Source organism: Nocardia brasiliensis, assembly GCF_011801125.1.
GTDB lineage: Bacteria > Actinomycetota > Actinomycetes > Mycobacteriales > Mycobacteriaceae > Nocardia > Nocardia brasiliensis_C.
Map to the genome: position 1 here is coordinate 1,340,050 of NZ_CP046171.1, position 26,347 is coordinate 1,366,396.

Below are 26,347 nucleotides of genomic sequence, written 5' to 3' on the forward strand. Positions count from 1 at the left end.
TATCCGCCGAGCAGGAGGGCAATCCGGAATGAGCCTACGAAAGACGATCGCGCTGGCCGCCTTCGCGGCGCTGGTGCTGGTGGTACCGGGCTGTTCCAGCGGGGACGAGGACAACTCGACCCCCGGCGGGCCCGAGCAGTTGGTCGGATTGCTGCGCTTCACGCCGGGATCGGTGTCGGGCGACGACGTCGCGGGCACCTGGTTCCGGATGGTCCAACCCGGCGGTACGCCGGAGAAGGGCCCCTACATGCCCAACGGCGATTCGCCTGCGCAGGGCGGGTCGACCACCCTGCTCGAGCCGGGCACGGCCGGGGGACTGCGCATCGGCGGATATCAGAGCGAGCCGAACCCCGGTTTCGCGCAGGGCAATTCGTTGTCCGCGTCGATCACCAAACCGACGAAGTTCTTCGCGGTCGAGTTCGGCATCTCGACCAACCCGGTGGACCCGCAGACCCAGCGCCGGGTGCCCCCGCCGACGGTGACCAACGACGGCGGCGCCCTGACCGCCGACCTGTCGTCGTGGGCGGCCTCGTGGAACGACCAGGAGTTCAACCAGGGCGCGCCGAAGCCGCCGGAGAAGCAGGACGCGCAGGTCGCCGGTGCTGAACAGGTGCAGAAGGTGTGGGACTGGGTCGCCAAGCAGTGGTTCGACAAGCCGAATTCCGATGCCGCGCAGGGTCCTTCGGCTACCGGCAGCTACGACCGCAAAACCAGGAAGTTCACCCTGCAGTGGACCAGCTTGATCGTCGGCGGGCCGTTCAACGGCTTCACCGGCGTGTGGCACCTCGAGGGCGTATTCGAACCCGACGCCGCCGCACCGACCACGCCGACGCCCTCGGCCAAGTAGACATCGAAGGAGTTCCGTCCGATGAGTTCCCGCACGACGAACCGGCCCGTGCTCACCGGGGCCATCCGCGCGGTGGCCGCGCTGACCGTGATCGGCAGTGCCGTCGCGGTCACCGCGCTGACCGTCCGCAACGATGACGAGGTCACCACGGTGGTGGTCACCCAGGCGCAGGCCGCGGCGGCCGCTCGGCCCGCGACACCGGTCGCGCCCGCGCCCCCGGCTCCCGCTCCGGCAGGCCCGGCGCCGGCCGCACCCGCTCCGGCGGGACCGGCACCCGTCGCCTCGGTTCCGCTTGGTTCGGGCAGTGTGCCCGCCTCGGTCGCGATCAACCCGGGAGCAGGCGCGCCCGCGGCGCCCAATGCCGGTGCGGCCCCGAACAGTTCGGTACCGCTCGGCTCGGGCGGTGCGCCGAACGGCTCGGTTCCACTCGGTGGTGGTGCCGCCGATCCGTTCGCGGCCGCGCCGGTGGCGACCCAGCCGCCGTGCCCGCTCGGCTGGCCCGCGCCGAAGCAGCAGGGTGGCCTCGCCTCGCTGATCGGGCTCGCGCCGCTGGCCGGTCCGTTCTCCTCGGAGGCGTTCGCCCTCGGCTCGGTCTATCAGCCCATCCTGCAGCTGGCCGGTCCGGTGCTGGCCGAGATCGCACCGGTGCTCGCGCAGTACCAGCCGGTGATCGATCCCATCATCACCCAGGTACAGGGCGTGGAAGCCATTGTGCTGCAGGCGATTCTGCCCTACTACGGCCCGTACCGGGGACAGCTGATCGCCGCGGAGGGCGAGCTCGCCAAGGCGCTGACCCCGATTCTCAACCGGGTATACAACAGCGAGGTCGCCTCCTGCTTCGTCGCGTGGCAGGGTCAGCTCATCGACCAGGCCAAGGGCGGCCGGATCACCGTCGCGTCGCTGGCGCACCCCGGCACCGTCGTGGAGCTCGGTCCTGAATCCTGACGTGCGGATGTCCGGATAGCGCGGATCGGACGCGGAATCCGGAGTCGGACGGCAGACCGTGGGCGTTCCTGCTGAGCGTGCTGGTGGCCGCGGTCTGCTTCTGGCTGTTCGTGGGGCAGCGGTCGACGGTGCTCGTGGTCGGCGGTGGTCTTGCGGTCGCGCTCGCGGCGGGCCAGGCGGCTACCGAGCTGACCGACAACCCGCTGACCGTCGCGGTCGTCGTCCTCGCGATCGGCGCACTGGTGCTGGGTGTCGGCGTCCTCCTGCTCACCCGGGGCGCGAAGCCCGAGGCCCCGGCGTCGGACTAGCCGACAGGCTGGTCCTGGCGGCGTGGGGTTCATCACACTCGGCAAAAGCATGGACGTCCAACTATAGGATGACCGCATACCGCACGCGCGGTGTCATGGTCGGCTACCAGGACAGGACTGGCATGGTTCGCGAACTCACTCACTTCATCGGCGGGCAGCATGTAGCGGGCGCCTCCGGCAACTTCGGCGATGTCTACGACCCGAATCTGGGTCAGGTCCAGGCCAGGGTGCCGCTGGCGAGCAAGGACGAAGTCGCCGCGGCGATCGCGAATGCCGAAGCGGCGCAACCGGCATGGGCCGCGCTCAACCCGCAGAAGCGGGCCAGGGTGCTGATGAAGTTCCTGACCCTGGTGCAGGACGACATGGACAACCTGGCCGCGTTGCTCTCCGCCGAGCACGGCAAGACCATCGCCGACGCCAGGGGCGACATCCAGCGCGGCCTCGAGGTGATCGAGTTCGCCACCGGCATCCCGCATCTGCTCAAGGGCGAATACACCGAGAGCGCGGGCACCGGCATCGACGTCTATTCGATGCGCCAGCCGCTCGGCGTCGTCGCGGGTATCACCCCGTTCAACTTCCCGGCGATGATCCCGCTCTGGAAGGCGGGCCCGGCGCTGGCCACCGGAAACGCGTTCGTGCTCAAGCCTTCCGAGCGCGATCCCTCGGTGCCGTTGCGCCTGGCCGAGCTGTTCCTCGAGGCGGGCCTGCCCGCCGGTGTGTTCAACGTGGTCAACGGCGACAAAGAGGCGGTCGACGCGCTGCTGCACGACCCGAGGATCAAGGCCGTCGGGTTCGTCGGATCCACGCCGATCGCTCAGTACATCTACGAGACCGCGACCGCGAACGGCAAGCGCGCCCAGTGCTTCGGCGGTGCGAAGAACCACGCGATCGTCATGCCGGATGCCGACCTCGACGATGTCGCGGACCAATTGATCGGTGCCGGTTACGGTTCCGCGGGCGAGCGCTGCATGGCCATCTCTGTCGCGGTGCCGGTCGGCCAGGAGACCGCGGACCGCCTGCTCGCCAAGCTGACCGAGCGGGTGCACAAGCTCAACATCGGCCGCTCCGACGACCCGGGCGCCGACTACGGCCCGCTGGTCGGCAAGGACGGTGTGGACCGGGTGAACAACTACGTCCAGATCGGCATCGACGAGGGGGCCGAACTGGTGGTGGACGGGCGCGGGGTGACCGTGCCCGGCGCCGAGGACGGATACTTCGTCGGCGCGACGCTCTTCGACAAGGTGACGCCGGAGATGCGGATCTACAAGGAAGAGATCTTCGGCCCGGTGCTGAGTGTGGTGCGCGCCAAGGACTATGAAGAGGGCCTGCGGCTGGCCAACGAGCACGAGTACGGCAACGGCGTCGCGATCTTCACCCGCGACGGCGACACCGCCCGGGACTTCGCGGCGCGCGTGCAGGTCGGCATGGTCGGCATCAACGTGCCGATCCCGGTGCCGATCGCGTACTACACCTTCGGTGGCTGGAAGCGTTCCGGGTTCGGTGACCTGAACCAGCACGGCCCGGACTCGATCCGCTTCTACACCAAGACCAAGACCGTGACGCAGCGCTGGCCTTCCGGCATGAAGGAAAGCAATGCCTTCGTGATCCCCACGATGGACTGACATGTTCATCCTCGACGAAGACGAGAAGGCGATCCGCGACACCGCGCGCGGCTTCGCCGACGAGTTCCTCGCACCCAACGCGCTGGAATGGGATGAGCAGAAGCACTTTCCGATCGACGTGCTGCGCAAGGCGGGCCCGCTCGGCCTAGGCGGCATCTATGTGCGGGAGGACGTGGGCGGTTCGGGCCTGCGCAGGCTCGACGCCGTGCGCATCTTCGAACAGCTCGCGACAGGCTGTCCGGCCATCGCGGCCTACATCTCCATCCACAACATGGCGACCTGGATGATCGACCGCTACGGCGATGCCGCGCAGCGGGATCGGTGGCTGCCGCGGTTGACCTCGATGGAGCTGCTCGCCAGCTACGCGCTGACCGAACCGGGTGTCGGTTCCGACGCGGCGGCCTTGAGCACCAAGGCCGTTCGCGACGGGGACGATTACATCTTCAACGGCGCGAAGCAATTCATCTCCGGTGCGGGCGCCACGGACGTGTACGTGGTGATGGCCAGGACCGGCGCCGACGGCGCGCGCGGCGTATCGGCGTTCATCGTGCCCGCCGATACGCGGGGCGTCTCCTTCGGCGCCAACGAGAAGAAGATGGGCTGGAACGCCCAGCCCACCCGGCAGGTGATCTTCGAGGATGCCAGGGTGCCCGCGGCGAATCTGCTCGGCGCCGAGGGCGACGGGTTCCGCATCGCGATGAACGGACTCAACGGCGGGCGGCTGAACATCGCCGCCTGCTCGGTCGGTGGCGCCCAGGCGGCACTGGACAAGACCGTGCCGTATCTGGCGCAGCGGCACGCGTTCGGCAAGTCGCTGTTGAAGAACGACGCGCTGCGGTTCCAACTCGCCGATATGCGTACCGAATTGGAGGCCGCGCGCACCCTGCTGTGGCGGGCGGCCGCCGCGCTGGACGCGGACGCGCCGGACAAGGTCGAGCTGTGCGCCATGGCGAAGCGCTTCGCCACCGACACCGGCTTCGAGGTGGCCAACAAGGCGCTGCAACTGCACGGCGGCTACGGCTACCTCGCCGAATACGGTGTGGAGAAGATCGTCCGGGATCTGCGGGTACACCAGATCCTGGAAGGGACCAACGAGATCATGCGGGTGGTCGTGGCCCGTGCGGTGGAAGGAGCGGCATGACCGACGCGGCTGAGCCCGAGGTCCGCATCGAGCAGCAGGACGGCCTCGGACTGATCACCCTGAATCGGCCCAAGGCCATCAACGCGCTGAATCATTCGATGACACTGGCCATTACCGAGGCGTTGCGCGCCTGGGCCGACGACGACGCGGTGCGCACCGTCGTGCTCACCGGTGCGGGGGAGCGCGGGCTCTGCGCGGGCGGCGACATCGTCGCGATCCACACCGACGCCACCGGCGGTGCGGTCGGTGCGGACTCGCCGACCGGCCGCTTCTGGCGCGACGAATACGTGCTCAACGCGCTGATCGGCCGGTACCCCAAGCCTTACGTCGTGGTGATGGACGGCATCGTGATGGGCGGCGGTGTCGGACTGTCCGGTCACGGCAGCCACCGCATCGTCACCGAGCGGTCCAAGATCGGCATGCCCGAGGTCGGCATCGGCTTCGTGCCGGATGTCGGTGGTACCTACCTGCTTTCGCGGGCGCCCGGCGAACTCGGCACGCATGTCGCGCTGACCACCGCGCGGATGGCCGCGGGCGATGCCATCGCGGCGGGCTTCGCCGACTACTTCGTCGCGACCGAACACCTGCCCGCGCTGCTCGATACGCTGCGCACCGAGGCCGTCGAGGTCGCGATCGCCAAATTCGCCACGGGCGCACCGGAATCCGGGCTGCTCGCGCAGCGGTCGTGGATCGATGCCTGCTACAGCGCGGACACCGTCGAGGAGATCGTCGCGCGGTTGCGGGCGCATCCGGCGCCGGAGGCAGCCGCCGCGGCGGCGGATATTCTCACGAAATCGCCTGTCGCGCTGAAGGTCGCGTTACGGTCGTTGCGGTCGGCGCGGAGCGCGCCGAACCTGGAGGTGGTGCTGAACGAGGAGTATCGAGTCTCCATCGCGGCACTGGCCTCGCACGATCTGGTGGAGGGCATCCGCGCGCAAGTGATCGACAAGGACCGTGCCCCGCGGTGGTCGCCGGCGACCCTCGCCGACGTCAGCGCCGCGCAGGTGGACGCATACTTCGCCGAATTGGGCGATCAGGAACTGGGTTTGGTGAGCAATGACTGAAAAAATCGGATTCCTCGGGCTCGGCCACATGGGTGCGCCGATGGCGGCGAACCTGGTGCGGGCCGGCTACGAGGTATTGGCCTTCGACCCGGTGCCAGCCGCACGGGAGCAGGCCGCGAAGGACGGCGCCACCGTCGTCGAGACCGCCGTCGAGGCGGCCGAGGCCGGTGTGGTGATCACCATGCTGCCCAACGGGCGCCTCGTGCTCGACGTCTACGCCGAGATTCTCCCGGCCGCCAAGCCCGGCACTCTGTTCATCGACTGCTCGACCATCGACGTGGCCGACGCGAAGTCCGCCGCCGTGCTCGCCATCGGCGCGGGTCATCGCGCGCTGGACGCCCCCGTCTCCGGCGGCGTCGCCGGTGCCGCGGCGGGCACCCTCACCTTCATGGTCGGCGGGGCGGCGGACGATTTCGCCGCCGCGTTGCCGGTGCTCGAGGTGATGGGCGGCAAGGTGGTGCACTGCGGCGGTTCGGGCGTCGGTCAGGCCGCCAAGATCTGCAACAACATGCTGCTCGGCATCTCGATGATCGGCCTGTCCGAGGCCCTGGTGCTCGGCGAACAGCTGGGCCTGACCCATCAGTCCTTCTTCGACGTCGTCTCCACCGCCTCCGGCCAGAGCTGGGCACTGACCTCCTACTGCCCGGTCCCCGGCCCGGTGCCGACCAGCCCGGCCAACAACGACTACCGGCCCGGTTTCGCCACCGCGCTGATGAACAAGGATCTCGGCCTCGCGGCGAACGCGCTGCGCGAGAACGGCATCGAGGGCAAGCTCGGCCTGCTCGCCGCGGAGATCTACGAGCGGTTCAACCAGACGTCGGGTGACCTGGACTTCTCGGCTATCGTCACCGACATCCGTGAACGTTCCGAGCGAGAAGGTGCCTGAGATGAATGCATCGCACAGCGATTCCGTGGGAGGTGGCGACCAGGCGACGGGCGGGCGCGACTTCGAGACGATCCTGTTGGAGCGCAAGGGACGGGTCGGCTGGATCACGCTGAACCGGCCCAAGGCGCTCAACGCGTTGAATGCGCAGGTTCTCGACGACGTGATCGCCGCGCTCGACGAACTCGAGCGCGACGAGGAGATCGGCGCGGTCGTCATCACCGGATCGGAGCGGGCCTTCGCGGCCGGCGCCGACATCAAGGAGATGCAGCCCAAGTCGTACATGGACATGTTCCTCAACGACTACTTCGCCCGCTGGGACCGGCTCGCCGAGTTCCGCAAGCCGACCATCGCCGCGGTCGCGGGCTACGCCCTCGGCGGCGGCTGCGAACTGGCGATGATCTGCGACATCCTGATCGCGGCCGATACCGCCAAGTTCGGGCAGCCGGAGATCAAGCTGGGCGTCATCCCCGGCATCGGCGGCTCGCAGCGGCTGACCCGCGCGATCGGCAAGGCCAAGGCGATGGATCTGGTGCTCACCGGGCGCAATATGGACGCCGAGGAGGCCGAGCGCGCCGGCCTGGTCTCGCGCATCGTGCCCGCCGCCGAGCTGCTCGACACCGCGCTCGAGGTCGCCGAGACGATCGCGTCGATGTCGTTGCCGGTCACCATGATCGCGAAGGAGGCGGTCAACCGCTCCTTCGAGACCACCCTCGCCGAGGGTCTGCGCTTCGAGCGCCGGGTCTTCCATTCGCTGTTCGCCATCGACGATCAGAAAGAAGGCATGAGCGCCTTCGTCGAGAAGCGTCCCGCGAAGTTCACCAACCGCTGATCCGCCGTCGGTCCGCCCGCCCGTGCACCGGACGGGCGGACCGCGGTCCGGACAGAATCGCTGTCCACTTAGCGGTTCCGGAACGGCGCGGTGCCTGGTTCCGCTCAGCCGAAGCCGGACGGCGAGGGCCCGATGATCTCCACGGGCGTCGGGGTGGTGCCGTTGCTCGGTTCGGTCGAACTCTTGTCCATGGCAAGGATTCCCGCGATGGTCGCGCCCAGTGCGGCGGTGACCGCGACGGCGGCGATGAGCTTGCGGCGATCGACCGGGCCGTGCACCAGCGACGCGGACAGCGCCGCGCCCGTGCGTGCCCGCGCCATCCGCACCTCGCCACCGTGGCGTTCGGCCGCAAGCAGCACCGCGCCGCGCGCCGAGACGTAGTCCGGTTCCGGGTCGTAGATGATCGGCAGGTCGATCAGCTCGGCCAGCTCGTCGCGGATGCTCGGGTTGCGCGTGCACCCGCCGAGCAGCACGAGCGCCTCGGGCCGCACCCCGCTCTCCTCGATGAGCTGATGCACGAACGACGCCGAATGGTGAATGCTCGCCGAGCAGAGTTCCGCCAGGTCGCTGCGGGTGACCACCTCGCGGCCGCCGGAGATCGGGTCGATCGCGGTGACCACCCGCTCGCTGCTCAACGACTCCCGATGCCTGCGGCTGGTGAGCTTGTCGGTGAGCACGCCGCCGCGCGCGAGCTGCCAGCGCAGCAGCGCGTCGTAGCCGTCGCCGCCGAGCACGGTGCTGCGTTTGCCCGCCAGGATGGTGTCGGTGCGGCAATCGGCGTGGGTGATGGTCAGGCCGGAACTGCCGAGGTCGTAGAGCAGTACCGAGCCGCTGTCGGGCAGTTGCCCGGTGAATCGCAGATAGCGCAGCTGCGCCAGCGGTTCGTCGACGATGGTGAGGCCGTTGCGACCCGCGCTGGCCCGGATGGCCTCGGCATGCAGGGTGCAGCGGCAGGTCACGGCGGTGCCGGTGACCAGTTCGTCGCGCCGGTCGGCGGCCGCGCGCATCTGCCGGATCGCTTCGAGTACCGGCTCATCGATCCCACCGCCGGGGCGGCGCAGCACCTGGCAGCGATCGATGGGGGGTAGGTGTGGCTGATCGGAATGCGTCAGCATCGCGCGTGCGCCACCAGCGCCCGCCGACACCCCCAAGACCAGCACCATGATTTACATGGTGGACCTTTTCCGCGTCGCTGCCAAGGCGACAGGGCGAGAAATTCGCTAGTTGGATGCCGGACCGTTACTCGGTCGCCGATTCGGGGGTGTATTGGACCGTCCAGTTCCGCCCGGTCATTGCGGTCCAGTCGCGGACCACTGTGCCTGCGCGGCACCGGTGTCGAAGTCGCCCGCGGCGTGCCGGAACTCCGCGAGCAGCTGGAGCAGGGTGTGCAGCCGGTCGGGCGCCAAGCCGGGCAGCGCGAAGACCTTCGTGTTCAGTTCCTCGGTGGCCTGCGCGACCAATTCCCTTCCGGCATCGGTGATCTCGATGAGCGTGGCGCGCCGGTCGGTAGGGTGCGGCACCCGCTCCACCAGGTGCGCCGCCTCCAGTCGGTCGACCGTGTTGGTGACGCTGGTCGGGTGCACCTGCAGGCGCGCGCTGGCCTTCGCCATCGGTAGCGCACCGGTCTTGCTGAAGCTCAACAGCATGAGCAATTCGTAGCGGGAGAAGGTCAAACCAGTTGGTTTCAGCGCCTCGTCCACCCGCGCCATGACGATTTGCTGGGCGCGCACCAGCGAGGTCACCGCGGCCATGCCGTCGGCGACATCCCCCCAGCCGTGATCGACCCATTGCCGATGGGCCTCCTCGATCGGGTCGAGTGGAAGCGGGCGTGGCCGAGACATGCCCTGATCATTCCATGGGGTCGCGCCGGGATCGGGGACATCCACGGGCACTGTGGATCACAGTACGGGCGACAGGAGAATCGAGGCTCGGGCCGGTCGCTTCGGATCGGACCCTGCTCTTCGGACCAGCGCCTCGTCCTTCGAGCCAGGCACCGCTCTTCGAATCAGACACCGCTCTTCGAATCAGGTTGAGCGCAAGGGTGTGTCCGTGGGCCCTGGTCCCGCACTATTGGTCACGAGGCGGGCGTGGCTGAGTGGTTGAGGCAACGGTCTGCAAAGCCGTTTACGCGGGTTCAATTCCCGCCGCTCGCTCCAAGGTCAGAGGGTGTTTCATGGAGGTCGGAGCCTGAGTTTGCGTCATGCGGTCCGCAGTTCGTCCGCAGCAGCTTGGGCACCGGCCTCCATGCCATCCGCAACGATGTCCAGATCGTCCGGGAACAGATGGCCGTACAAGTCGAGGGTGAGCGTCGCGGTTTTGTGGCCGAGCATCCTTTGGACGACCTTGATGTTCGCTCCGGCGCTGATCGCGAGAGACGCTGCGGTATGGCGTAGCCCGTGCGGTATGAGCCCCTTGAGGCCAGCCGAATTCGCAGCCTCGTTGAACGCGCGTCGGAACTCGTTGTACTCCAGGATTCCGCCGTCCTTCTCGCTCGGGAAGAGAGGTGCACTCGATTCGCTTCCCTCCGTGAGCTTTTCGAGGTCCTTCGCGAGCGTGGCAGGGATCGGAACCGTGCGCGCGGTGTGGTTCTTCGTGTCTGTCACCACGGTTCCTTGCCCCGTCACAGCAGTTGCCGAACGGGACACGCGGATACGCCGGTTGGCTACGTCAACATCCATCACCCGCAACGCTGACGCCTCACCGATGCGGATGCCTGTGTACGCCAGGGTGAACACGAGCGGACGCAACCGACCCGCAGCCAGGCCCAGCCGCATGACCTCCAAGTGGGTCAGGTATGGCCGCTCACCCGCCAGCGTCGACGGAAGCTCGATGTCGACGGCAGGATTGCTCACGAGCCGTTTCGATTTCACCGCGAACCGCAGCACCTGGCTAAACACCTGGTACGACTGGATGACGCGTGATGCCGACAGGCCCTTGCCCTTGAACCGAGTGCTTCCCGACTCCGACAGGAGCACGACCCATTCCTGAATGTCTTCAAAGTCGATGTCCCGCAACGGCACTGAACCCCACCGCCGCAGTACGACAGTATCGAGCAGCGAGCGATAGCCTGCCACGGTCTTCGGCTTGCGGAATTTCTTTGTCTCATACCACTTCTCTGCGACCACCGAGAACAGCACACCGCTACGGTCCGGGTCGACCCACGTACCGGTCACGACCTTGGTCGTCACTTCGCTATCAATCCAGCGCTGTGCCTGCACCTTGGTATCGAACGACTGCGACCGCTCTACGCCGTTGGGATCGACATACCGAGCCCGCCACCGCTTGCCCTTGCCGAAACGTTCCTCCGACTTCACCTTCTTCTTCGACTTCGCGCCCGTCACCGGGTCTGTTTCGACCACGGTAGGCCACCAGCGATCCTCGATGCCTGAACGCGGATTACGTCGAGTCGCCATCAGGCAGCCTCACCAGTTCCGGTCAACTTTTCTTGCTCCACGATCCATGCCAACACCACCGACTTCCGCCACACTCGCCGACGCGGACCAAGCTTGAAACTCGCTGGCCCCGAACCGACATGCGCCCACCACCGCCAGGTGGCTTCCGGAATCCCAGTCAGCGCCTCGCAGTCCTTGGCACGTAGGTAGGTCTCGTCCTCCATGTCATTCCCTCCCTTACGCCACTTCCGGCGAATCTTGCTGCGGGTCGCCGTGTTCGGGTGGCCCGTCCTGGTCGGCTGCTGCTGCCAGTTGGGCGTTCGTGTATTCGGCTTGATGGGCGAGCTTCTGCGACACCATCGCCATGATCAGGTGCTCACGAGGAGGCACGTTCGGGTCACCTGGCTGCACGGGCGTGATCACCAGCTGCTCTACCTCGGGACGCGGGATACCGGCCTGTTCGAGCATCTGCCGAACGAACTCGGTCCGGTCAGCCCGATGGTCGGCGAGGTCCTTTCCGGTCCACTTGCGCGACACCAGGACCCGGCGACCACGCAGGCCCAGGGTGGAGCGGCGGTGTGCCTTGCCCTTGCACACGCCGGGGATCGTCTTGGCCTTCGCACCCTTGGGGACGATGCCGTAGCGGAACCACACCCCGCACGTAGGCGAGCACGGCGTCAGCGCGAGTTCGGCATGGAGACGGTCGTAGTGGTCGGCGGCGGCCTGGGAGGCGGGTTCGATCACGTCGCCGATGGACTTGGTCAGGTACTTGGTCAGGTAGCCGATATGGCGCCTGGCTTCCTCGGTGCCGCCCAGGATGCCTTTGGCGTCGATCTGGGCACCGAAGCGGATCACGTGCGCGGGCTCCAGCTCGTCTACCGCGTCCATGGCGTCGAGGGCTTCGGCCCACGTGGTGACCGGCACCCGCTCACCCGTCTCGGGATCGATGGCGTCGGGGTCGACGAAACGGCCGGCCGCGTAGTCCCAGAACGGCATCCGATCCATGGAGTACACCTCCTGGTCGAAGTGCGGCCACCACACCTGGTGATAGGTCGCCGCGGCTACCTGCCGGATCAGCGCCTTCGGGTCGGTGCCCCGCACACCCATGTGCACGTGTGGCGCTCCCCGCCGTTGCGGTTCGACCGTGGCGAAGTACTGGATATCGCGCCCCGAGGCTCGCCGGTAGTTCTGCACGAACCGGTCGTAGAGGGCCGCGAAGTGGATGATGTCGCGGGCCGCCTGGCGGTAGTCGTAGGTCGAGGGGTCGACCGGTGCGCCGTGGGCGTCGACACGGCCGTAAGAGGGCAGGGTGAGGGTCAGGAACATCGAGGGCCGGTACTTGCCCGCGTACACCCGCCCCACGGTGGTCTTCTCCACCTTCTTACGCGGCAGGTCCGGCACCGCCTGACGCCGCTTGGTCGAACGCTGACGAGCAGTCCTCGGCTTGGGCTCCAGCGGCGGGAACCCACCCCGGATACCCGACGCTCGCAGCTCTTCGTCCAGCTCTCCCACCACCTCGCGAATCGCGTCCATGGCTTCCTGGTCGTCTTCGTCCTTGGCAGTCGTGTACTGCTCGGCCAACGCCGTGCGAGCCCTCAGCAAGTCACGCTGCTGCTCGGTCGGTTCGTTCTTGGCGATCACTGGTTCCTCCTCGATGTGCCAGCCCTCATGTGCCTGTTGCTGACGCAGCCGCAACGCCCGCAACGCGCACGCAGGGCACACGCACTCCAGCGTCGACTTACACGGCGTGCCAACGTATTTCGTGCTGCCATCGGCAGCGGTAGACATCATCGGCAACGGGCGTCGGCACACCCCGACCTTCTCCGCCGACGCCGCTGCCAACTCCGTCAAGTTCAACTTCGCTCGCCGGTCCGCCGCAGTCTCACGGACCGGCACCACTAGATCGATCACCACATCCGCGCCACTCACCCGATCACCCCGTGCACCCGCAGGCCCTCCAGCCGATCAGCCGACCACCGAACCGGCTTCCCACCATCAGCAGGCCACGCCTCCCACCACTCCGACTCAGCCACCGCAGCGCCATCAGGCCGCAGCTCCACCACCTCCGCCACCGGCCGAGGCGTCGCCTCCATCACCCCGCCGAAGCAGTTACACCGCTCATTCGCCGTATCCGGATCCACGTGCCCGCCCACGTACTCGCTACCACCGCACCGCTCGCACACCTCCCACACCGACTGGGCATGAAGCGACACGCACCGCGCCGAAACACAATGCTGCCCAAGGCAATACATGCACCATCCCGACAAGTTCAATCGCGGCGGACGAAGCTCGGTCGCGGAAGTGGTCGAAGCCTGCATGATGACCCCCTAGGTCAGTTCCCTTATGTTTATGACCCCTAAACTCGAATTCCGGTCCGATCCATTTGCCGAATTTAGGGGGGATAAACACGAGACTACGCCCGTTCATGCGTCCGGTCAAGGGGGTCTAAACTCAAGCTGTGGCCACTGGTGCTGACGACTTCGAACAGGTGCGGGACGACCCGGACCCGATCAGGCGCGGCCGCCGAGCCGCCGAACTGATGACCATCTACCAGCAGCGAGCCACCGAACTGGCGCGGCTACGGAAAGCTGCGATCGAGCAGGCTCACCGCGAGGGGATGAGTTATACCGAGATCGCCGAGCAACTTGGCATCACGAAGGGGCGGATCACGCAGATTCGCGCCACCGCCCCGCAGTCCGAACGCGCCTTCTTCGGTGTTGGCCCCGTGGCTGTCGGCATTCCGCGCCGACTGGGATTCGAGGAAGGGCGCGAACGGCCCTTCTTCGACGCAAACGACCAGGCAACGCAGGAGAAGGTGGAAGCCACTCTTGCGCGACTTTCCTTAGCCACCAGTCGATTTGCTATCGATCCCACTGACGAGAAGACGCCCGACGGCGATTGCGTCGTCATCTGTGGCCCCAAGTCCGCACCGGTCGCGCGACATCTACTGGATCGTGACCCGTACCTCGGTTTCGAGCGGACTGAAGAGGGTTGGTGGATTGCCGACGCCCGGACTGGGCAACGGCACCGCTCGCCCTACCTGCGGGATAATTCGGTCCGTTCCGATCTCGGCTACTTCTCGCGGCGGCGCGAAGACCACCACGTGATTGTCCATATCGCGGGCATTACTGCCGTCGGATCGCACGGCGTCGCGCATTGGATCGACCAGCATGTCGGCGAAATCTTCGACCCCTCAACGGAATTCGTCAGTGGGGTAGTGGAATGCGACTTCGACGCCGACTTTGCTGTCACGGGCAGTCGGTTGTTCGTCGGCCCGTATGCGGAGCGGGAATGAACGTCGCTACTGCCCAGCTTCCTTCGAAGTCCAACGAGGATCGAGTACTCACCGCAACCTCTAGTGTCATCGTGCTGGACGGAGCGACCTCATTTGACTCTGCGGCACCTGCGGGTGCTTACGTCGATGTCCTCGGGGACGAACTGTGCCGACGACTCAGCGGCACCGACGATCTTCGCGAAGCCCTGTCTGGTGCCATTGCCGCGACAGCAGACAGGCTGTCCATCCGGGCCGGGCACGCGCCATCGTGCACGGTCGCAATGCTGCGTCTCCGTCCCACTGCGCTCGACGTTCTGGTCCTAGGAGACTCGCCCGCAATTGTCGGCATGCTCGACGGTTCGCATCACGTCCTCGCCGATGAGCGACTCGAACGTCTCGACCTCCCGGAGTCCGATCAGTACCGCAATCGACTCCGCTCAGGTGCTGGATACGACGACGCCCACCGTGGAATTCTGCGATCCCTCCAGCGTCAGCAACGTCAGCGGCGCAACCGCGCTGGCGGCTACTGGATCGCTGAAGCGGATCCGACCGCAGCCCATCACGCGATCGTTGAGCAACTACCACCCGACGACGTGTCATGGGTCATCCTCGCGACTGACGGCGCTGCTAAACCTCTTGTGCCACTTGGTATCACGTGGCCGGAAATCGCCGACCTCGGACCCGCTGCGTTGTCGCAGCTCCTCGATCGATGCCAGCAATGGGAAGCTCACATCGACCCGGACGGCCAGCTTCAGCCGAGGGCCAAGCGGCACGACGACAAGACGATCGCGGTTGTTCGCCTGCCATAGCGCTCGTGATCCCTTGCCGAATTTAGCTATATAGGATCAAGAGCGGCGGCCCTACGGGCCGCCGCCGCCACGCCACGAACGCACGACGGCAGGGGGCTCCGCTGCGCTCCGCCCCGACCGGGGCGTCGGCGCGTCGGCGGCAGCCCTTCAGGCCAACCGCAACCTGATACCTGATAGCTCACTTCTTCAAGATCCCGAATCGGCCGGCGGGGGAGCGCTCGTCACGTCTACAGATCCGACGTGGTTCCGCTGGGTGCCCGCTTCCTCATGGCCCCATGATCTGACTTCGCACCGGGAGAGTAAAGGGCGCTACGCGTCGCTACGCGATGCCTACGGCACCCTTGACTATCCCTCCCTCAGCACAGGATGGCCAGTATGAGGAAGCGGGGAGGTCTAGGTGACAGGGCGGATAGACAACCTATCCGCGACAAAGTAAATACGGCGGGGGAGCACCGTCCACACCGCCGTATTCGTCCGCACACAGTCCGCAGCAGGCCCAGCCTCAGCCAACCTTGCCAACGTTCCAAACCGTTGTTTTCCCAGCTCGACTACCGGTGCCAACGTCAGCCAACGATGCCGTGACCTGCAAGTTTCCTGACTATCGAACTGCAAAGCCGTTTACGCGGGTTCAATTCCCGCCGCTCGCTCTGAACCCGGGTCCGGGGTCGTCGTTCGGGCGGTGCTCGGCGCGGTGTTACGCCACCGCCGCGCCGAGCGGCTCGGGCCCGTCGTGCGGCGTCGCGTGCCGCTCTCGCCGGACTATGTGAGTCCCGAGAAGTCGCGCAGCACAACGTGATTGCGGTCCGCGGTGGTGCCGAGGGTGTAATCCGGGAGCAGGCCGAAGTATTCGCCCCTCGTGGTCGCGCTCCAGCGGCGCGCGGCCGCGGTCCTGGTCTTGTAGAAGTTCACCATGTAGCCGCCCTCGTACAGGCGCAGCAGACTGTAGCCGCCCGGGTATTCCTTGACCGCGGCCACCTCCAGGAATTCGACCGCGCAGTCGGTGTCCGGGCGGGTCCGGCGATTGCGGTGGGTGTGGCCGCTGTGATGCAGGAAGACACCGGGTGTGCGCGCGTAGCTCGCCTGGAGTTCGGCGCTGTCGCGGCCGTTGAGGACGAATCCCGGACCCGCCAGATTGGTGCGACCGGACTCGGCGGTGACCGGATGATGGCCGAACACCAGCGTCGGCCGGTCCGGGTCGGCCCGCAGCCGCTCGCCGAACCGCTCGAACTGCGGGCGATCGATGGTCCCGCCCGAGCCGTCGAGTTCGCTGGTGTCCAGGCCGAGCACGCGCAACCCGCCGATCTCGTGCTCGACCAGTTCTTGGCGCGGGGTGAATGCTTCGGCCCAGCAGTCGTGGTGCTCGGCAGGCGCCGGGGCACAGCCGGCATAGTCCGGCCCGGTGTGTGGCCGATCGTGATTGCCGCGGACCACCAGGTAGTCGCTGCCGAGCGTGCCCCATGCGTCGAGTTGCGCGCGGACCGCTCGTGAATCCGCAAGCGACGCTTCGTCGGTGAGGTCACCCGCGATCAGCAGGTGCTCGGCGCCCCGATCGGGTCTGCGCAGATCGTCGAGCAGCGCGGCCAGCATCGCCTCGGGGTAGGGCGGCACGTCCTGGCGGAAGCCGGGCGGCAGATTCGCCACCAGCAGGCCGCTGACTTCCTCGCCGTAGTGGATGTCGTTGGCCAGCGCGATGGTGCGCAGCGGGCGGCCGGGCGGTGGCACCAATGTGGTGAATTCGCCGGTGATTTCGGGAGTACCCGGGCTCAGCGTGGTCAACGAGAGGGCGGGGATCGCGCGAACTCCGTTGGACCAGGCCTCGAATCGGTAGGCGCGACCCGGATCAAGTCCGTCCACCTCCGCGTAGTGGAACGGCGTCGGTTCCGGGTCGGACCAGTTCGGAACGGGGGTGTGCGGCGAATCCGCCGGTGCGAGGCGCACTTCCGTGTCCGCCGCGATCGGGACGAGCCGTCCCGCGTCGTCCGGGGTCAGCGTCGTCCAGGTGAGGATCACCGAGCGGTCGGTGATCGTGACCACCTTGAGATCGGTGGCGAGGATCGGATTCGATTGGGCCCGAGCCGAACCCGGCCGCGCCGTGCCGACCACCGGCAGCAGCGCCGCCAGGCCGAGCACGCCGAGCAGGGTCCGCCGGGACGGCCCGCAGCACGTCATGCGCGGCCGCGGATCGTCAGTTCTGGCCGGTGCTCGCGGAGCAAACCTTCCACTTGCCGTCTTCCTTCTTCAGGTGCTCGGTGGTGCTGGTATCGGTGTCCGGTTCCGTGCCGGGCAGTTCCAGGGTCAGCTTCCCGGTGATCCGCGCGGTCGCCAGCTCACCGTCGATCTTTATGTTGTCGATTTTATCGATCTCGACCGAGATGGCGGCGGTGTCGAATTCCAGTTTCTGCTCGGCGGGCAGCGCGTCGAACTCGGCGCGGTCGGCCGCGCACGCCTTGGCCGCGGCCGCCTGGAAACCCTTCGCCTCCAACGTGTTGTAGAAGTCGTGGATCGCGGACTGGATCCGCTGGGCGTCGGAGGCGAATGGTCCTTTGCCCTGAGCGGTGAGCACCGCCCCGATCACCACCACGCCGCCCAGAGCCAGCAACACCACCGCGATCAATGCGATGACGAGGCCGACCTTGCCCTTCCTGGAGGGTTGCCGTCCGGCGGGCGGTGGCTGCGTGGGATATCCGGCCTGCGGATAGACCGGTGGCGGGTAGCCCGTTGGCTGGTCAGGGTGCTGCGGATACTGCGATTCCGAGTACGGCGGTTGCCCGCCCGGCGGATAAGTCATCGTCTCGTCCTCCGTCAGCCCCCCTGGTTCCTGGAAGGTTACGGCAAACGAATGCCAGGACGCGGAAAAAGAGGCGACGGTCGGTATATCGGGCGGGTGGGCCCGGCATGTCGCCGACACAGTTGCTGATGTGTCATCGGTCACGTGGTCGCGCGGTCCGGATTAGCGCGGGCCGACCGGGGTAACCGAGGGGGAGTGCGGTGTCGGCCCCTCGGCGCTCCGCCTATATTGACCGAGCGGGGGATCAACGCTCATCTTCGTTCGTGCAGAGGGAGATTCTGATGCGCAGGGTGCTCTTCATCGGTGCGGGTGCCGCCGCCGGGTTGCTGGTCACGGCCGGATTCGCCGGGGCGGAGCCGGGCCAGGGCGCGGTGCAGGTCCGGGCGACGACCGGCGTCGATCAGCTCGCCGTCGCGGGCGCCGAGGTCGGCATCGAGCCCTGCGGCGCACCCCCTGCCCCTGCCGCGCTGGTCACCGGCACCGACGGGACCGTGCGCGCCGATCTGATGCCCGGCTGCTATCAGGTTCGGGTCACCGCGTCGCCGTCCGGCTGCTCGGTGCGCGGGGTGGAGTACGTCCAGATGATCGTCCTGCCGGGCGTCACCCAGACCGCACCCTTCCAATTCAGCTGCGCCTGAGAAGTTCTGTCCTGCTTTCGTAGGACTCGCGGCTTCCGTTGCGCGGGTTACGGTCGCGAGGTGGGGACTACTGAATTGGGTAACCGTCCTGCCTTGATCATCAGGGTGGGCATTGTCTTCGTCGCGGCGACTGTGTGGTGGTTGGTGCTGTACCACGTGTTCGCGCCCCCCGGTGAATACACGCGGTCGGCCCACGTGACGCGTGCCGTGGGCGCGGCGGTGTTCACCGTGCCGATGGTGCTGCTCGCCCGAAAGCTCCTCGACCGGAGGTCCCTCGATGGACTGGGCTTCTCCTCGGTGGCAGGGGGTTGCCGTGCGTTTCTCGTCGGCGCGGCGTTGTGGGGAATTCCGGCGTGGTCGGCCATGGCGCTGATGCTGTGGCTCGGGTGGGCCGATGTCACTGTGCTGGAACCATTTTCGCGCACGCTTCCCGCCCTGCTCGGGCTGCTCGTCCTGGTGCTCCTGTACGAGGCCGTGTCGGAGGAGCTCATCTTTCGCGGCTACTTCTTCGCCAATCTGAACGAACATTGGTCCACCGCGAGCACGGTCGTCGGACAGGCGGCGCTGTTCACCGGCTGGGGCGTGCTCATCGGCGCCGCCGGCTCGCTCGGCCGAGCCCTCCTGTTCTTCACCTTCTCACTGGTCCTCGGCGTCCTGCGCGCCGCAACCGGAAACATCATGACCTGCATGGGTTTCCACGCGGCCTTCCAGGTAACCACCCAGTTCCTCGCGAACAACTGGAACTACGTCGACCTGCACGACCCCGACCTTTCCATACAAGGCCTCGCCTTTGTCCTCCTCCCTTTCCTGACCGCCCCACTCGCCATGTGGTGGTGGCACAAGAATCGTCGCCCCATCCCGGCACCGAACTAGTCCCGCGCGTCGGGCGGGGTCCGCCCCGCCCATCAATCCAGCCTCCTCGACGAGTTAGGGGGCATCCTTGCCGCTGGGCGGGGTGTTGCCGTGTCCGACGTCCTCGGCGACCGATGCCCGCCATCTGCCTCGACTGCGCAACGCTGAGCTGGCTGGATCTCGGCGTCGGCTTGCGGGTGGGATGCTCGGCCAGCTCTGCCGTGGGTTCGCTCCGTTGACACGCTGTCGGATTCGCAATACCGTCAGTTTTCGAATACTGGCGGTATCTGACAAGGGAGTTTGGCACGTGCGTGGGCGTTCGGCGGACAGCGGGGGTGTGGTGACGACCGTGTCGCGGGCGCCGCGGGTGGTGATCATCGGGGCGGGTGTGTCCGGTATTGCCAGTGCGATCACGTTGCGGCGCAATGGGATCGACGATTTCGTGATCCTGGAGAAGGGCGACGATGTCGGTGGTGTGTGGCACTGGAATCGGTACCCGGGCCTGACCTGTGATGTCCCCTCGCAGCTGTATCAGTTCGGCTTCGCCCCGAAGCCGGATTGGTCGCAAGTGTTCGCGCCGGGCCCGGAAATCCAGCGCTACCTGGCCGACGTCGCCGATCGGTTCGGTCTTCGACCGCACCTGCGCACGCGTGCCGAGGTCACGGCGGCGACCTTCACCGGGTCGGGCTGGCGGGTCGAGACCGGCGACGGCAACAGCTACGAGGCGGACTTCGTGATCGCCGCCACCGGCGTGCTGCATCATCCGGCCACGCCCGACCTGCCGGGCCTGGACGAGTTCACCGGCACGGTGCTGCACACCGCGCGCTGGGACGACTCGGTGCCGACCGCGGACCGGCGCATCGCCGTCATCGGCACGGGATCGACCGGCGTGCAGGTGGTTTCGGCGCTGCAGCCGAAGGCAGGCCGGCTCGCGCATTTCGTCCGCAGCCCGCAGTGGGTGATCTGGGCGCCGATGTGGCTGCCGCAACCCGCCGTCGTGGGTGCGGTTCTGGATCGGCTGCCGCAGGTGAATCGCGCGCTGTATCGCGCGGGTATGACCGGCGCGAAACTGTTCACCGATATCGTCACCCGGCCGAGCTGGCGCCGTCGCGCGGTGCAGGAGTACGCGCGACTCAGTCTGCGCGTCCAGGTCCGTGACCCGCGACTGCGCGCCAGCCTGACCCCCGACTATCAACCGCTGTGTAAACGACAAGTGTTGTCCGGCAGCTACTATCGCGCGCTGCACGCCCGCAACGCCGAACTGGTCACCGACGCGATCGAGGCCGTGACGCCCACCGGCATCCGCACCGCGGACGGTAAGCACCACGAATTCGACATGATCGTGCTGGCCACCGGATTTCAGGCGCACAACTACATGCGCCCGATGAATCTGGCTGGCAGAGACGGGATCACGATCGACGACGCGTGGGTGAAGGGACCGCGGGCCTACCGCATGACCGCGGTACCCGGGTTCCCCAACCTGTTCACCGTGCTCGGGCCGAACTCGCCCACCGGCTCCATCCCGCTGCACCACGCCGCCGAGGTCACGGCGCGCTACATCGTCGGATGGATCAACCGTTGGCGCACCGGCGAATTCGACACCGTCGAGGTCACCGAGGCCGCTACCGCTCGATTCGAAGCCGAGGTCGGCAAGGCGCTCGAGCCGACGGTCTGGAACACCGGCTGCAATTCCTGGTACTTCACCGAGGGCGGCCATATCGACCTGCTGCCGTTCGATCGCGCCACCATGGAAGCGATGCTCGCCACCCCCGACGACCGCGACTTCCATCTGCGCAAGGTCTGCTGACTTCAACGACTCGGTGCGTGTTCGGCATAGCGATGGCCGATCTCGCTAGGCTCTGGGCATGCGGGTACCAGGGGCGTGGGTGGGGGTCGACGTCATCACGACTCGGTTGCGGCGGGAAGCGCGGTGTCGGCGTGACGGGCAGGCCGCCCGCCTGAGCCGCAGCGACATCATGGTGCATTCGGCCGCGGGCGAGCGCGTGGCGCGGGTGCTGACCCGCTGCGCGAGCACACTCGGCTTCGACGTCGAAGGCGAACGGTTATGGGCCGATATGGTCGCCGACCTCTTCGACGGGCCGTATGCCGACCGCACGGCCGACGAGGCCGGAATGTCGTTGCGCGCGCACTGGGTCAAGGCGCCGGACGGGGAGCCGCTCGGGCTGATCCTGTGGCTGGCACCGGGGCCGGTGCTGCCCCGCCCGATCTACAACAGCTGGATTCTGGATCTGGACGCGGTCGCCACCAGCAGCGCCGGAGACGATCTGGCCATGCTCGGCACCGACCGGGCGGCAGGCGAACCCCGGCCTATCCGCGATCTACTCCGCTTTGCCAATGCCGACGACGTGCCGCGCTTCCTTGCGCTGTACTGGGACGCCGCGACCGGGACCAAAGGTGTTGCCGCCGAGGCGATCTGGTCGATCCACCCACCAGGTTCCCCAGGCTGGGTGCATTTCTGGAGTGCCGCGCACCCCGGCGTCGGCCCCACCGCGCGCTCGGTCTACGGCATGAGTTTGCAGCTGGTGCACCGTCCCGAACCGGTGGTCTCCACATTGCGGCACATCGTTCAGTTCACCCGGCACACGCTGATCCTGGTCGACGCCGAACGCCGGATCACGCTGCACACCGAAGGGGTCTTGCGCGAGGAACTGCGTGACAGCAATATCGCCGCGCTGCTGGAGGACTTGCAGATCGCCCGCATCGTTTCCGGGCCGGAGACCAGTGTCGAGGCCACCGTCACGATCAACGGACGTCGTTACGAGGCCACCGCGTGGCCGCTGCCGAGCGTGCAGTCCAAACCCGTGCAGCCCGCCGCTATCGTGCTCCGGCCGGTCGAAAACAACTGAGCCGCAGGACTATCCGGCACGGCGCGGCTCGCGTGCGGTCCAGAGCACGGTCTGCCCCATCCTGGCGATCGATACCTCGGACCACGCGTGGCGCAGCGCGTAGCGCAACCCGTCCTCCGCGCTGCGCGCGTCGTCCGACAACGGGTAGGTCGGAAAGTATCCGGCGAGGGTCAGCTCGAGGACGGTCGGGGATGCGGCCAGCGTGGTCGCGCCGAAGAAGACTCCTTGGGGGCCGGTACTTTCGGCGACCCGTTGGCACGCGAATCCCTTTGCCACCCAGGTGACCGGCAGGCAATTGGTCAGCAAGCTTGCGCCGAGCATATTCGAGTGGTGATTCAGCGGTAGCTCACTCATGACAGTGCCGTAGTGCGCGCGACTATCGGTGCCGCGTTCGAGTAGTCCGTGGGCGGCCGCTTCGAGTGTGGGCACCGAGAGATCCCCGAGCTCGACCTTGTGATCGCGGTCGATACCAGACGGGAAGTGACCGGCCACGTTGGCGGCATGCGGGTCGATATCGAGGCGCACCGCGCACGAGAGGCGGCCGTGCTGATCCAGCAGATGCGTTGTCTCGCAACGCCATAGGACCTCGTCGTGGACGCCGAGCAGGACATGGTCGAAAAGGCGCAGCGACGCGGGAGCAGCCGGGGTGGGGCCATCGAGTTCTGCTCGGCCGAAGTGAGTGATCTGATCCATCGAGTGGACTCCAGGAGACACCGGGGCAGCCTGGAACACGGCCCCGTTCCAACGGGGGGATCTGCTTCCGGGCTCGGGAATCGCTCTCCGGCCGACGCTGTATCCAGCATAGCAAGTGCGTCTGTCTGGGCCAGGCGGGTCGAATTATCGCGGTGTACCGTGACCGATCTTTCCGAATGTGGGCAACCGAGCAAACGAAATCAGGCGCTTGGCTACCATGCCTGCCGGGCCGTGTTGAATAGATCATAGTTCTACCCATCGGCGGCCTCGGTGCGGTGATCATGACGAATACCGGCTCGAGAAGGAACGATGTGAATGCCAGGCAAGAACTCTGATCAGGGCACCGCGAGCCAGCGGGGACAGGATCGTGTGGTCATTGCGGGGCTCGGTACGGTCACCGGCTACGGCTGGGGACGCGAGGCGCTATGGCAGGGCTTGCTGAGCGGTAAACACGCGGCGCGGCCGCAACCGGGATTCGGCCCGGATCGGGACACCGACGGATGGGTGGCTCGGGTGCCCGACGGCGGCGATCCCGAGCTCGGGTCGGTGTATGTGCGGTCGGTGCAGGAGTCGGTGCGCGAGGCGGTCACCGATGCCCGCGCGCGGGGCTGGCGGCCGGGCCGGACGGTGGGACTGCTGCACGCGATCGTGCTCGGCGACACCGACGAATGGCACGACTTCTACGTCCACGATCACGGCAAGCGCCGCTCACGCGACTTCCTGCGGCTGCTGCCATCCACGCCGAACTCCAACCTGATGAGCGAGCACGGCTTTCACGGCCCGGCGATGAACGTCACGGCCGCCTGTTCCTCGGCGAATGCCGCGATCATGACCGCGCGGATGTGGCTGACCCAGGGCTTCGTCGACGACGTCGTGGTGGTGGCGAGCGATCTGAGCGCGATCCCCGACATCGTCCAGCCCTTCGTGACGTTGGGCGCGGCCGTCACCGACGAAGACCCGCTCACGGCCTGCCGACCCTTCCAGGAGGGCAGCCGCGGCTTCGGCTTCGGCGAGGCGGCCACGGCGTTCGTGGTGACCAACGCGGTCGAGCGGCCGTACGCGGCGGTGCTCGGCGGCGCCATGACCAACGACGGCTACCACGTGATCTCCGTCGAACCCACGCACGAGCAGATCTTCGCGTGCGTGCGGCAGGCGTTGACCGCCGCGCGGGTGGAGCCGGCGCAGGTGGCCTACCTGAACAGCCACGGTTCCGGCACCCAGCAGTGCGATGTGGCCGAAACCGCCGTGCTGGCAACCATTTTCGACGATCGCCCGCGCGTGCTGGCGACCAAACCGCTCACCGGCCACTGCCAGGCCGCCTCCGCGGGCGTCGAGGTGGCGGCCACCATCATGGGCTACGAACAGGGCGTCATGGTCTCGGCCCCGATCGTCTCCACCGCCCACCCCCGATTAGTCGACGGCGTCATCCCCCACACCGGCGAAGGCCTCACCATCAAAATCGCCCTCGGCATGGGCGGCAACAACTCCGCCCTGATCCTCGGCCCCGCCACCTGACCCCCACCACAAGAAAGGCCCCCGATCACAAGATCGGGGGCCTTTCTGTCTGTGCCCTCGGCAGGATTCGAACCTGCGGCCTTCTGCTCCGGAGGCAGACGCTCTATCCCCTGAGCTACGAGGGCGGGATAGGGCCGAGCGGGGCTTGGGGGCCGCCGATCGGGCTGGGAAAGCGTATCGCATCGGGGGCCGTGCGCCAAAAAGCGTGGCGGAGGCGGCGGTTGGGTCAGTTCAGCGGGAGGGGGGTGGCGCCGCGCGCGGTCAGCATGGTGGTGATGAGTTGGGCTTCGCCGCGCTGGGTTTTGTCCATGGTGTCGGCGAGTGTGCGGATCGCGGTGGTGTCGGCGTGCTCGGCGGCGTACTGGATCATCGACAGGCCGCCCTGATGGTGGCGCAGCATGAGTTGCAGGAACAGGGTGTCGAGTTCGGTGCCGGTGGCCTGTCGCAAGGCCGCGAGGTCGGCGGGGGTGGCCATGCCTGGCATCGCGGCCACCGGACCGGACATGGCCGCGGTGGTACCGGAGTGGCCGTGACCGCCGGGCTGCCCGCTCATCCAGCCCATGTACCCGTCGACGCTCTGCGCGGGCTTACCCCACAGCTGCAACCAGCCCTGCATGCGACCGACCTGGCTCTGCTGGGTGGTCAGGATGTCGTAGGCGAGGCGGCGCACGTCGGTGTCGGTGGACTTGACCAGCACGACGCCCGCCATCTCGACGGCCTGCGCGTGATGCGCCGACATGTCCTGGCTGAATCCGACGTCGACCGCGCCTGGGTCCGGCTCGGACGAACCGGTGAACGGCAGCCGGACGAGGGCGCCGATGGCGACGCCGAGCACGATCGCGGCGATCGCGCCGAGTACCAGCAGCGCGGTCCGCTGCCGCTGGAACTGGCCGCCGAGGCCGGACGCCGTGGGTTCGGTGTCCGGCTCCAGCTCGGTAGGCGTCACTGCTGCACCGGCGCGGGCTGGCCGGGCGCGGGCGCCGGCTGCGGCTTGCCGGGCTGATTCGGCAGCGGGGCACCGGGCAGGCCGGGGACCCCGGGCACACCGGGGAGACCACCCGGCAGGCCGGGAATGCCGCCGGGCATCTCGGACGGATCCGGCTGCAGGCCCTTACCGTCCATCGGCACCGCGTCGGGTCCGGGCGGGGTCGGGTCGTAGGGCGGCGGGTTGTCGGTGTCGAAGGCGATGGTCGAGCAGTCCGCGCCGACCTCGGGATAGGTGTAGGCGTTGAGGCGTAATGCGGTGATGAACTGACCGACGCGCTGATCGTCGGCCTTGTCCAGCTTCAGCTGATGGCCCCAGGACTGCAACGAGATCGGGCTGTCCAAGCCGGGATACGGCGACATCATCGAGTACGGCTTGTTCTTCACCTTGCTCGCCAGCAGGTCGCGGCCCGCGGCATCGACCTTGTCCGGGTTGTAGGTGATCCAGATCGCGCCGTGCTCGAGCGAGTGCACCGCGTTCTCCATCCGGATCGGCTTGTCGTAGACGATGCCGGTGCAGGTCGCCCAGGACGCGTCGTGCGGTCCGCCGAAGGCCGGGCTCTGGTCGTATGCGACGCGCTGGGTCGGGCCGATGTGCAGCCCCGCCGGGTATTCCTTCTTGACCACGCCGGAGATCGATTCGGACGGGTCCTTCTTGTCGGCGCTGGGCGTGTACTTGTCCAGGGCCGCCTTCTCCTGGTACTTCGGTACCAGGCTGTAGGCGAGCGCACCGATCAATGCGATGATGACTACGGCCGCGCCGATGGCCAACCAGGGAATCTGACGATTTTTCTTGGGAAGTTGACCCCGGCCGCCCCCTTTACGGGAGGCCGACAACTTCGCGCCGGCTTTGGTGGCCTTGGCCGATTTGGCGCTGGGACTGCTCGGCATCG

24 protein-coding genes and 2 tRNA genes are annotated in these 26,347 nt (G+C 67.3%); 16 read left to right on the top strand and 10 right to left on the bottom strand.

Annotation, left to right across the window (positions count from 1 at the left end; all coding sequences use genetic code 11):
- Positions 1-28: 28 nt before the first annotated feature.
- From F5X71_RS06010 to F5X71_RS06045, 8 genes are all read left to right on the top strand, one after another.
- Positions 29-847, top strand: coding sequence for a hypothetical protein (locus tag F5X71_RS06010; protein ID WP_167461035.1), 819 nt, complete (start codon positions 29-31; stop codon positions 845-847).
- Between the two features lie 21 nt (positions 848-868).
- The gene (locus F5X71_RS06015; RefSeq protein ID WP_167461036.1) at positions 869-1,792 is read left to right on the top strand and encodes a hypothetical protein; all 924 of its coding nucleotides are present in this window, start codon (positions 869-871) and stop codon (positions 1,790-1,792) included.
- 77 nt (positions 1,793-1,869) lie between these two features.
- Positions 1,870-2,100 carry a hypothetical protein gene (locus F5X71_RS06020; protein WP_167461037.1) on the top strand — a complete coding sequence of 77 codons (231 nt, stop codon included), beginning with the start codon at positions 1,870-1,872 and terminating at the stop codon, positions 2,098-2,100.
- 122 nt (positions 2,101-2,222) lie between these two features.
- Positions 2,223-3,722 (top strand): CoA-acylating methylmalonate-semialdehyde dehydrogenase, encoded by a 1,500-nt coding sequence (locus F5X71_RS06025; protein ID WP_167466254.1) that lies wholly within the window; start codon positions 2,223-2,225, stop codon positions 3,720-3,722.
- A gap of 1 nt (position 3,723) precedes the next feature.
- Positions 3,724-4,863, top strand: coding sequence for an acyl-CoA dehydrogenase family protein (locus F5X71_RS06030; protein WP_167461038.1), 1,140 nt, complete (start codon positions 3,724-3,726; stop codon positions 4,861-4,863).
- Positions 4,860-5,927 (top strand): enoyl-CoA hydratase/isomerase family protein, encoded by a 1,068-nt coding sequence (locus F5X71_RS06035; RefSeq protein WP_167461039.1) that lies wholly within the window; start codon positions 4,860-4,862, stop codon positions 5,925-5,927. Before F5X71_RS06030 ends, F5X71_RS06035 begins: the two co-directional genes overlap by 4 nt.
- Positions 5,920-6,813 (top strand): 3-hydroxyisobutyrate dehydrogenase, encoded by an 894-nt coding sequence (gene mmsB / locus F5X71_RS06040; protein ID WP_167461040.1) that lies wholly within the window; start codon positions 5,920-5,922, stop codon positions 6,811-6,813. The genes F5X71_RS06035 and mmsB overlap by 8 nt, the downstream gene beginning before the upstream one ends.
- 1 nt (position 6,814) lies before the next feature.
- Entirely contained in the window at positions 6,815-7,642 is an 828-nt protein-coding gene (locus F5X71_RS06045) for an enoyl-CoA hydratase (protein ID WP_167461041.1), read from the top strand.
- 104 nt (positions 7,643-7,746) lie between these two features.
- Here the strand turns inward: F5X71_RS06045 and F5X71_RS06050 are convergent, their stop codons facing one another.
- Both F5X71_RS06050 and F5X71_RS06055 read right to left on the bottom strand, forming a co-directional pair.
- Complete coding sequence (locus F5X71_RS06050) at positions 7,747-8,805, bottom strand: Hsp70 family protein (RefSeq protein ID WP_167461042.1); 1,059 nt, start codon at positions 8,803-8,805, stop codon at positions 7,747-7,749.
- 126 nt (positions 8,806-8,931) lie between these two features.
- Complete coding sequence (locus F5X71_RS06055) at positions 8,932-9,483, bottom strand: MarR family winged helix-turn-helix transcriptional regulator (RefSeq protein ID WP_167461043.1); 552 nt, start codon at positions 9,481-9,483, stop codon at positions 8,932-8,934.
- A gap of 240 nt (positions 9,484-9,723) precedes the next feature.
- Between F5X71_RS06055 and F5X71_RS06060 the strand changes: the two genes are divergently transcribed.
- A tRNA-Cys gene (locus F5X71_RS06060) sits at positions 9,724-9,798 on the top strand.
- 42 nt (positions 9,799-9,840) lie between these two features.
- On the opposite strand, the gene F5X71_RS06065 is transcribed toward F5X71_RS06060, so the two are convergent.
- Both F5X71_RS06065 and F5X71_RS06070 read right to left on the bottom strand, forming a co-directional pair.
- The gene (locus tag F5X71_RS06065) at positions 9,841-11,055 is read right to left on the bottom strand and encodes a tyrosine-type recombinase/integrase (RefSeq protein ID WP_167461044.1); all 1,215 of its coding nucleotides are present in this window, start codon (positions 11,053-11,055) and stop codon (positions 9,841-9,843) included.
- Between the two features lie 216 nt (positions 11,056-11,271).
- Complete coding sequence (locus F5X71_RS06070) at positions 11,272-12,963, bottom strand: replication initiator (protein WP_342803761.1); 1,692 nt, start codon at positions 12,961-12,963, stop codon at positions 11,272-11,274.
- A gap of 529 nt (positions 12,964-13,492) precedes the next feature.
- On the opposite strand from F5X71_RS06070, the gene F5X71_RS06075 reads away from it, so the two are divergent.
- Positions 13,493-14,329: a sigma-70 family RNA polymerase sigma factor gene (locus F5X71_RS06075; RefSeq protein ID WP_238815738.1), complete on the top strand. Its 837-nt coding sequence runs from the start codon at positions 13,493-13,495 to the stop codon at positions 14,327-14,329.
- Positions 14,326-15,117, top strand: coding sequence for a protein phosphatase 2C domain-containing protein (locus F5X71_RS06080; RefSeq protein WP_167461045.1), 792 nt, complete (start codon positions 14,326-14,328; stop codon positions 15,115-15,117). The genes F5X71_RS06075 and F5X71_RS06080 overlap by 4 nt, the downstream gene beginning before the upstream one ends.
- 759 nt (positions 15,118-15,876) lie before the next feature.
- Here the strand turns inward: F5X71_RS06080 and F5X71_RS06085 are convergent.
- Both F5X71_RS06085 and F5X71_RS06090 read right to left on the bottom strand, forming a co-directional pair.
- Complete coding sequence (locus tag F5X71_RS06085) at positions 15,877-17,286, bottom strand: metallophosphoesterase (RefSeq protein WP_167461046.1); 1,410 nt, start codon at positions 17,284-17,286, stop codon at positions 15,877-15,879.
- Between the two features lie 16 nt (positions 17,287-17,302).
- Complete coding sequence (locus tag F5X71_RS06090) at positions 17,303-17,905, bottom strand: hypothetical protein (protein ID WP_238815739.1); 603 nt, start codon at positions 17,903-17,905, stop codon at positions 17,303-17,305.
- A gap of 281 nt (positions 17,906-18,186) precedes the next feature.
- On the opposite strand from F5X71_RS06090, the gene F5X71_RS06095 reads away from it, so the two are divergent.
- The 4 genes from F5X71_RS06095 to F5X71_RS06110 all read left to right on the top strand — a co-directional run bounded on the left by F5X71_RS06095 (position 18,187) and on the right by F5X71_RS06110 (position 22,262).
- The gene (locus tag F5X71_RS06095) at positions 18,187-18,543 is read left to right on the top strand and encodes a hypothetical protein (RefSeq protein WP_167461047.1); all 357 of its coding nucleotides are present in this window, start codon (positions 18,187-18,189) and stop codon (positions 18,541-18,543) included.
- 93 nt (positions 18,544-18,636) lie between these two features.
- Positions 18,637-19,416, top strand: coding sequence for a CPBP family intramembrane glutamic endopeptidase (locus F5X71_RS06100; protein WP_167461048.1), 780 nt, complete (start codon positions 18,637-18,639; stop codon positions 19,414-19,416).
- Between the two features lie 286 nt (positions 19,417-19,702).
- Positions 19,703-21,202 (top strand): flavin-containing monooxygenase, encoded by a 1,500-nt coding sequence (locus F5X71_RS06105; protein ID WP_238815740.1) that lies wholly within the window; start codon positions 19,703-19,705, stop codon positions 21,200-21,202.
- Between the two features lie 58 nt (positions 21,203-21,260).
- The gene (locus F5X71_RS06110) at positions 21,261-22,262 is read left to right on the top strand and encodes a hypothetical protein (protein ID WP_167461050.1); all 1,002 of its coding nucleotides are present in this window, start codon (positions 21,261-21,263) and stop codon (positions 22,260-22,262) included.
- Positions 22,263-22,271: 9 nt separating this feature from the next.
- Here F5X71_RS06110 and F5X71_RS06115 read toward each other — a convergent pair whose 3' ends face one another.
- Positions 22,272-22,955 (bottom strand): hypothetical protein, encoded by a 684-nt coding sequence (locus F5X71_RS06115; RefSeq protein WP_167461051.1) that lies wholly within the window; start codon positions 22,953-22,955, stop codon positions 22,272-22,274.
- Between the two features lie 315 nt (positions 22,956-23,270).
- Between F5X71_RS06115 and F5X71_RS06120 the strand changes: the two genes are divergently transcribed.
- Positions 23,271-24,470: a beta-ketoacyl synthase N-terminal-like domain-containing protein gene (locus F5X71_RS06120; protein ID WP_238815741.1), complete on the top strand. Its 1,200-nt coding sequence runs from the start codon at positions 23,271-23,273 to the stop codon at positions 24,468-24,470.
- Between the two features lie 52 nt (positions 24,471-24,522).
- Here the strand turns inward: F5X71_RS06120 and F5X71_RS06125 are convergent.
- The 3 genes from F5X71_RS06125 to F5X71_RS06135 all read right to left on the bottom strand — a co-directional run bounded on the left by F5X71_RS06125 (position 24,523) and on the right by F5X71_RS06135 (position 26,345).
- Positions 24,523-24,595, bottom strand: a tRNA-Arg gene (locus F5X71_RS06125).
- A gap of 101 nt (positions 24,596-24,696) precedes the next feature.
- A complete protein-coding gene (locus F5X71_RS06130) occupies positions 24,697-25,416 on the bottom strand; it encodes a DUF305 domain-containing protein (protein WP_238815742.1) in 720 nt (239 codons plus the stop codon).
- The gene (locus tag F5X71_RS06135; protein ID WP_167461052.1) at positions 25,413-26,345 is read right to left on the bottom strand and encodes a DUF3105 domain-containing protein; all 933 of its coding nucleotides are present in this window, start codon (positions 26,343-26,345) and stop codon (positions 25,413-25,415) included. Before F5X71_RS06135 ends, F5X71_RS06130 begins: the two co-directional genes overlap by 4 nt.
- Positions 26,346-26,347: the final 2 nt, after the last annotated feature.